The 6,102-nt window shown below is 63.8% G+C and carries 6 protein-coding genes and 1 pseudogene; 6 read left to right on the forward strand and 1 reads right to left on the reverse strand.

Features of this window, described 5'->3' with window-relative positions; genetic code table 11:
* The first annotated feature begins 298 nt into the window (after window positions 1–298).
* The 6 genes from ACLQI9_RS17880 to ACLQI9_RS17905 all read left to right on the forward strand — a co-directional run bounded on the left by ACLQI9_RS17880 (window position 299) and on the right by ACLQI9_RS17905 (window position 5,814).
* Complete coding sequence (locus ACLQI9_RS17880) at window positions 299–724, forward strand: helix-turn-helix domain-containing protein (protein WP_442386645.1); 426 nt, start codon at window positions 299–301, stop codon at window positions 722–724.
* Window positions 721–1,047 (forward strand): hypothetical protein, encoded by a 327-nt coding sequence (locus tag ACLQI9_RS17885; protein ID WP_442386647.1) that lies wholly within the window; start codon window positions 721–723, stop codon window positions 1,045–1,047. Before ACLQI9_RS17880 ends, ACLQI9_RS17885 begins: the two co-directional genes overlap by 4 nt.
* Entirely contained in the window at window positions 1,044–2,756 is a 1,713-nt protein-coding gene (locus ACLQI9_RS17890) for a recombinase family protein (RefSeq protein ID WP_442391985.1), read from the forward strand. Before ACLQI9_RS17885 ends, ACLQI9_RS17890 begins: the two co-directional genes overlap by 4 nt.
* A 1,164-nt stretch (window positions 2,757–3,920) precedes the next feature.
* The gene (locus tag ACLQI9_RS17895; protein ID WP_442391986.1) at window positions 3,921–4,100 is read left to right on the forward strand and encodes a hypothetical protein; all 180 of its coding nucleotides are present in this window, start codon (window positions 3,921–3,923) and stop codon (window positions 4,098–4,100) included.
* A gap of 263 nt (window positions 4,101–4,363) precedes the next feature.
* Complete coding sequence (locus tag ACLQI9_RS17900; RefSeq protein ID WP_442391987.1) at window positions 4,364–5,032, forward strand: hypothetical protein; 669 nt, start codon at window positions 4,364–4,366, stop codon at window positions 5,030–5,032.
* 518 nt (window positions 5,033–5,550) lie between these two features.
* Window positions 5,551–5,814 carry a hypothetical protein gene (locus ACLQI9_RS17905; RefSeq protein WP_442379019.1) on the forward strand — a complete coding sequence of 88 codons (264 nt, stop codon included), beginning with the start codon at window positions 5,551–5,553 and terminating at the stop codon, window positions 5,812–5,814.
* A gap of 77 nt (window positions 5,815–5,891) precedes the next feature.
* On the opposite strand, the pseudogene ACLQI9_RS17910 reads toward ACLQI9_RS17905, so the two are convergent.
* A pseudogene (locus ACLQI9_RS17910) lies at window positions 5,892–6,102 on the reverse strand (NAD(P)/FAD-dependent oxidoreductase); the annotation flags it as partial.

Raw genomic sequence — 6,102 nt, forward strand, 5'->3', positions numbered from 1 at the left:
ATCACCAGCGGAACGCAAAGCTGCAATTGACGGTGGTGCTGGCTCCGCTGGAAGCGGTTCCGGAGCTGTATCTGCATCCTGAACACCGTCGGCGGCGCTGGCGCCCGGCCCTGCGGACTGAGTTCGATGTCTAGTAATTACCACCGCATATCTAGCGTTGATCGCCGCATCATTCACCGTATATTCGGTTACTGCGGCTATCTAGCAGCCGCTGCGAGAATTGAACGTCGACGCGCGGCGGTAAATGATAGACGGCGAGTGCGTGGTGGCCTAGGCTCCCGGGTGGGAGGTGAGACCGGTGAGCGACACGACACGACTTCGGGCGTTGACCGAGGCGGGGTTGGTGCATCCGAATCCCGACGCGGTTTTCGCGCCGTTGTTCACCGCCGGGCCAGGTTTTTTTCTGGCCGCCGACAAAGTGCAGGTGAAATACGAGATGCTGCGAGCGCGTCTAGTCGAGGGTGTTCCCGTGGCCGAAGCTGCTGCGGCACACGGCTATTCACGAGCAGCGTTTTATCTGGTGGCGGCGGCGTTCGAGCAGTCGGGCATGGCGGGGCTAGTCGACGAGCGGCGCGGCCGTCGTGGCCCGGTCAAGCTGCGCCCCGAGATCGTGGAGTTCATCCGCGCCGACACCGGCTCGGGGGCCCAGATCGCCGAGCAGGTGGCCGACCGGTTCGGAGTGCGGTTACACCGGCGCACCGTCGAGCGGGTCCGCGGGCGGTGAGCGCCCGGTCGTTCTGGCCGCCGGTCGAGGCGGCACAGGTCGACTACGAAACGCTGCGCGCGCATGTGCTTGAGCTCACCGGGCTGCCCCCTGGTCTGGCCGCGGCCCGGTTTGCCCGTCGCGGCCTGGCCGGGTTGATCGCGTGGCCGAGCGCCGAGCCGGTGTTCGTCGCCGAACTGCTCGCCGCCACCCGGCCGGCATGGACACCGCACAACGATCCGCGGGTGGCAGCGCTGGCGGCGGGTTATCAGTTCCTGCTCGACGCCGCCGCACGCGTGGATTCGGTTGCCGCACTGGCACTACCGGGAAGAGGCCTGCGGTGAGGGCGGCGCTGTATGCGCGGGTGTCCACCGAGCGCCAAGCCGACCGCGGCACCATCGGCTCACAGCTGCAGCTGCTGCGCGAACACATCGCCGCCGCCGGTGACGAGCTGGTCGGCCAGTACGTCGACGACGGGTATTCCGGCGCCCGATTGGACCGGCCCGGACTGGACGCGTTGCGCGATGCCGCCGAGGCCGGGCTCATCCAACGAGTGTGGTGCCTGTCGCCCGACCGGCTCGCCCGCGCCTACGCCTACCAGGTGCTGGTGCTCGACGAGCTGGACCGCTTCGGGGTCATCGTCGCCTTCACCGACTCCCCGGGGCTGGCCGCCGACGACCCGCAATCGGTACTGCTCACCCAGGTCCAGGGCGTAATCGCCGAATACGAGAAAGCCAAGATCGCCGAACGCTACCGGCGCGGCAAACTGTTTCGGGCCCGCGCCGGCGAGATCGTCACCTGGAAAGCCTCCTACGGCTACCGTCGCATCCCCCGCAGCACCGCCACCGGCCAAGCACACCACGAGATCTACGAGCCCGAGGCCGCCGTGGTGCGGCGGATCTTCACCGACCGCGCCGCCGGCATCACCGTGCGCGAGATCTGCCGACGCCTCAACGCCGACGCGATACCGTCACCCACCGGCAAACCCACCTGGGGCCACTCCACCCTGTGCCGGCTGCTGCGCAACGAGGCCTACATCGGCCGGGTCTACTACAACCGCACCGAATCGGTGCCCGACCGACGCCCCACCCGACACCACCGGCAGGTCTGGCGCAACCGGGACGAATGGATCCCCATCGACTGCCCACGCATCGTCTCTGACGAGCTGTTCCAAGCCGCCGGGCGAGTCGCCACCGACAACACCAAGTGGAGCCCCCGTCGCGCCGAACCCGGCCAATGGCTGCTCAAAGGACTTGTCAAATGCGGTGTTTGCGGTGTCGGCACCAACTGCCACAAGATGCGCGGCCGCAACGGTACCTGGCACCGCTACTACCACTGCCGCAACCACGACCCCATCCGCGCCGGCGGCGAATCCCGCCGCTGTCCCGAACGCAACATCCGCGCCGACGCGCTCGACAGCTTCGTGTTCGACCAGATACGCGCCGCGATCACCCACCCGGACCGGCTGCTGGCCGGCGAACAGGCCGTCACCCTGGCAACCCCGATCCCCGACGACGAACTGCTCGCCGCTGAACTGACCCGGCTGGACCGCAAGATCGAGGCCGCCGACACCGAACGGCGCCGCCTCATCGACCTCTACCAGGGCGGGTTCATCGAACTCCCCGAAATGCAGCGCCGCGCCACCGAAGTCTCCTCCCGTCGAAAAGAGCTAGAGCATAAGCGAACCAGCCTTGCCGATGAACGAACCGCGCTTGCCCGTGACAACCAGCTCCGCCGCCGCGTGCACGACTTCGCCGCCCGCATCCACGCCGTCATCGACACCCTCGACAACATCCAAAAACAGCAACTGCTGCGCCTACTCATCGAAGACGTCCGCGTCACCGGCTGGCACGTCAAGATCCGGCTGCGCATCGCACTCGACCCGCCACCACCGGACCCGACCGGCCCACCAAACCCAAAAGGCGAACCGACACCACACCTGCGCCCAGTGTCAAGTCAAGACGGTTTGCGTTCCGTTAGTGATCACCGACGGCCAGTCCTACCGCATGAAAGACGCCCAACACCGAAAGGAGAACACCTGACCAACCACTGAACTACCGCACGGGGCGGGGACTTTTACCTGGCCACCAGCGGGGACTTCGACTTGGCCATTGACACACGTTGTAGGTGTCGGCACGACCATGTGCGGTCGCCGGCAGTAGTGCACGGTGATCACCATGTCGCGGCGTGCGATCACCCCTTTGGTGAGACACCTTGCAAGTTCAACCCCGGAGCCCGGAGTGCGCATCGTGACACCCAAGCGGAACGCCGTTAGGGCGCCAGCTGCAATCTTATGGGCTCGGCCCGCTGCGACGAAGGGCACACGCTGGGGAGTTCCGCGCTGGCGCGGTCCCGCTGCCTGCTGGTAGGTAGGCCACTATTCGCACTGGCGGGCCCCCAGGGTGGGGGTCAGCAGTGGCGACATTTGTGTGCGAGAACCCCATTCTTGACACATCGCCAAAGGGCAGACGCAGTTGTAACTCCAGGAGGTGACGTCATGGCAGCGATATACGGCATGCTGGTCGCTTTGCCAATGGTCTGGGGATGCGCAGGCTACGCGCTGGTATCTCACCCAGGCACCGCTGAGCCGAACGACTCGCGGGCGGCCGTGAAACTCCTGGCGTGCACAAGAGAGTGAGCTTGGCCCGGGATGAATGTTCGAACGCAGCCACGCAGCTGGACGACGCCACCCTCAAACGAGGGCTCGGTTCAGCACGAACGTCTCGGCGTGGCCTCGACGAATACTGAGGCGATCACTACGACCCGAATCTTATTCTTGGCGTTGGCCATACGGATGACGAGTCGAAATCCCTTGGCTACGGGACATCGCGGCGTTGCTGATGGCGATTACCTGCCTCCTCGGGCACCCTCCGGGCGTCACAACCCGTAGTCGCGCTCGTATTCCCTGCGGTATCTCCTTACCTATTCGTGAGCGTCGCCAGCCAAAACACTGCGCCGCCGAGTGCCGGCAACAGCGAGCCCTCCATGCGAAATTCCGAGCCAGAAAACAGAAGACGACGACTGGATGGCCAAGAGGGACTAACCGCGCCCGTTGCAGCTAGCCGGTAGCCGCAGATCATCACTGGCGGGAGTGGTCAACGGGGGTTAGCGACGACGACTTTTCTTGCATGAAGCGCGACTCTTAGAGCGATGGGAATCCACTTATCCGGCAGCACCATTTGTCGCTAGCTGCTGGTAGTCGCGAAAGAGGAATCGAATGATTACCGCATATCGAGCTGATGAACCCGGTGATGTCGTCGACTGCGAGCCGCCGCCATTCAACTATCCGGCGGAAGGCCCGTATGTCAGGCAGCTGCTCTTCAACGCCATCGTCGCCGTTGTGTTGGCAGCTATCACCGTCATAGTCGGGTTATCCCTAGTCGGTATCAGCGCGTGAAGGAAGGCATGCAGTGTCGTGCGCACGTACCAACCGGCGCACGCCCTGATGAGGCCGTGAACCGATCACATGGCGTCACCAGTGATTAGGACGTGCTGAACATTTCGATGCAACGCATTGATTTACAACGTAAACCGTTTCGGACCGACTTATTGAGAAGCGAAGACTGAAGGAGTGCAACTGAAATGGACCTCGACAGGATCACACACCCACTGAGGCTGGCCAGAGGATCGCACCAGCCAGGATCAGGCAAAGGGTGCGCGATGAACGTTATTTCATACATCAACGACGACACGCATATCACCGACTTCCCCGACTGTTCGGCTCGCCCGCTGGCCGCCTTCGTTCAGTTATGCAACGACATGCTGGCAGGTCCCGACGGCTACTTGTCACCGGAAAACAGCCTTCTGGCACTCGAACTCGGCTGGCAGACCGTGGGAACCACCGATGTTGCCGACACCGTCATTCACGCATGGGTGGCCGAACTTCTGACCAGCCCCAAATGGGGTGTCATTCGACACGCCAAGAAGGCTGCGGCCAAGGCGATCTTCGACATCGCCGAACTGCACCGCATGGTCGCCGCTGGCGACGTGCCGCCTATCGCCGCCTGGGACGCCGCAGATCGCGCCGCTCGCGCCGTCTACCGCGCGGGTGGCCCGACGTTACGCGTCGGTGGAATGTTTGCCATGCGGGCCGCATACCACTCGACCGCACTTGTGGATACCAACCACCGGGCGAAACTGGATGCCGTAATCGGATACGCCTTGCGCGCCCACACGCACGCGGCTGGGGGCACCAGCGCAACTCCGATTGTGAAACTGACGCGCCATGCGATCCACTCATGGCGTGGTCTAGCCGGGCTGGACAACGGCCGCGACATCGACTCCGGAGCAGTCCAGAACGCCATGCAGCTCATAGGAATATCGGCATAGGGGCGCGGCAGCCTGGGTGTCGCCGGTAAGCGACATGGGAACCCGCATGACAAGGACGGCCCGACGTACGGCCGAGGCTATTGCGCGATCGGTGACTTTGGTTGTGTGGCCGTAGCAAAGTGTGATCGGGTCGCCTGCTTGGATGCGATAAGTCGATTGGTTAAGGAGAACCAGCGTCCTTTCCGAGCCGATAGAGATTGGGTCGACGAAACGCGTTGCTATTACACGCAATAGGTTCGTGCAACTGTCAACGGCACGTGAATTGTGACCGCTTTTCGGAATCTGAAAATCGACCCCCTTGGCCCGGTGGTGTGTGTTTCGCCCGGCCACATAGCTGACAGGTTGTCGGCGGGACATCCCTGACACTCTCCCAAAGTGAGAGTGCTGAGCGTGAACGAACGCCGGTCGGAGATCCTGCTAACACCGAAGCGCGACGGCATCACGGTGGCCGAGACCTGCGCTACGGCATATCGAGGGAGACCCTCTATGTCAACCGGCGCCGGCTCTACAGCGACGGGGTGGCGGGCCTGGCGCCGCGGTCGCGTCGGGCGCTGTCGTCGCCGATGTCCACCACCGCGGAGGTGGAGGCCGAGATCGTGCGTTTGCGCAAGAACCGGAATTTCTTTGTCCCACGAGCAACCTTGGATCCCCAGGAGATGAGCTCTGGGCTGGCGTCGTCGTTTGGGGATCTGGCATTCGATGAGGATTGGCCCGCCCTTGTGGGCGTGGGCTTTGCCGATGGCATCGGCCAGTTCTCCTGCGGTGGCCGCGGTCAGTCCTAGCCCGCGGCCGTCTTCTGCGTTGAACACGGCGACGAGCCCAGCGTAATACGGTATTGACGTGGGCGGTGGCGGGACGCTCAGTACGCCAGCTGTTCGAGGCGGGTGCGGGCAAACGCCTGCTGCTCGGTGATGGTGAGCTGACCACGCCGAGTGCTCAGGAAGGTCACTGTCCACGACAGCAGCGTGCTGACCTTGGTCTTGAAATCGACCAGGTAGACCAAGTGCAAGACGAACCATGCGAACCAGGCGATGAGGCCGCTGAACTCCAGCGGACCGATCTTGGCCACC

Origin of the sequence: Mycobacterium sp. (assembly GCF_052143115.1) — a bacterium.
In the GTDB taxonomy this organism is placed as follows: Bacteria; Actinomycetota; Actinomycetes; order Mycobacteriales; family Mycobacteriaceae; genus Mycobacterium.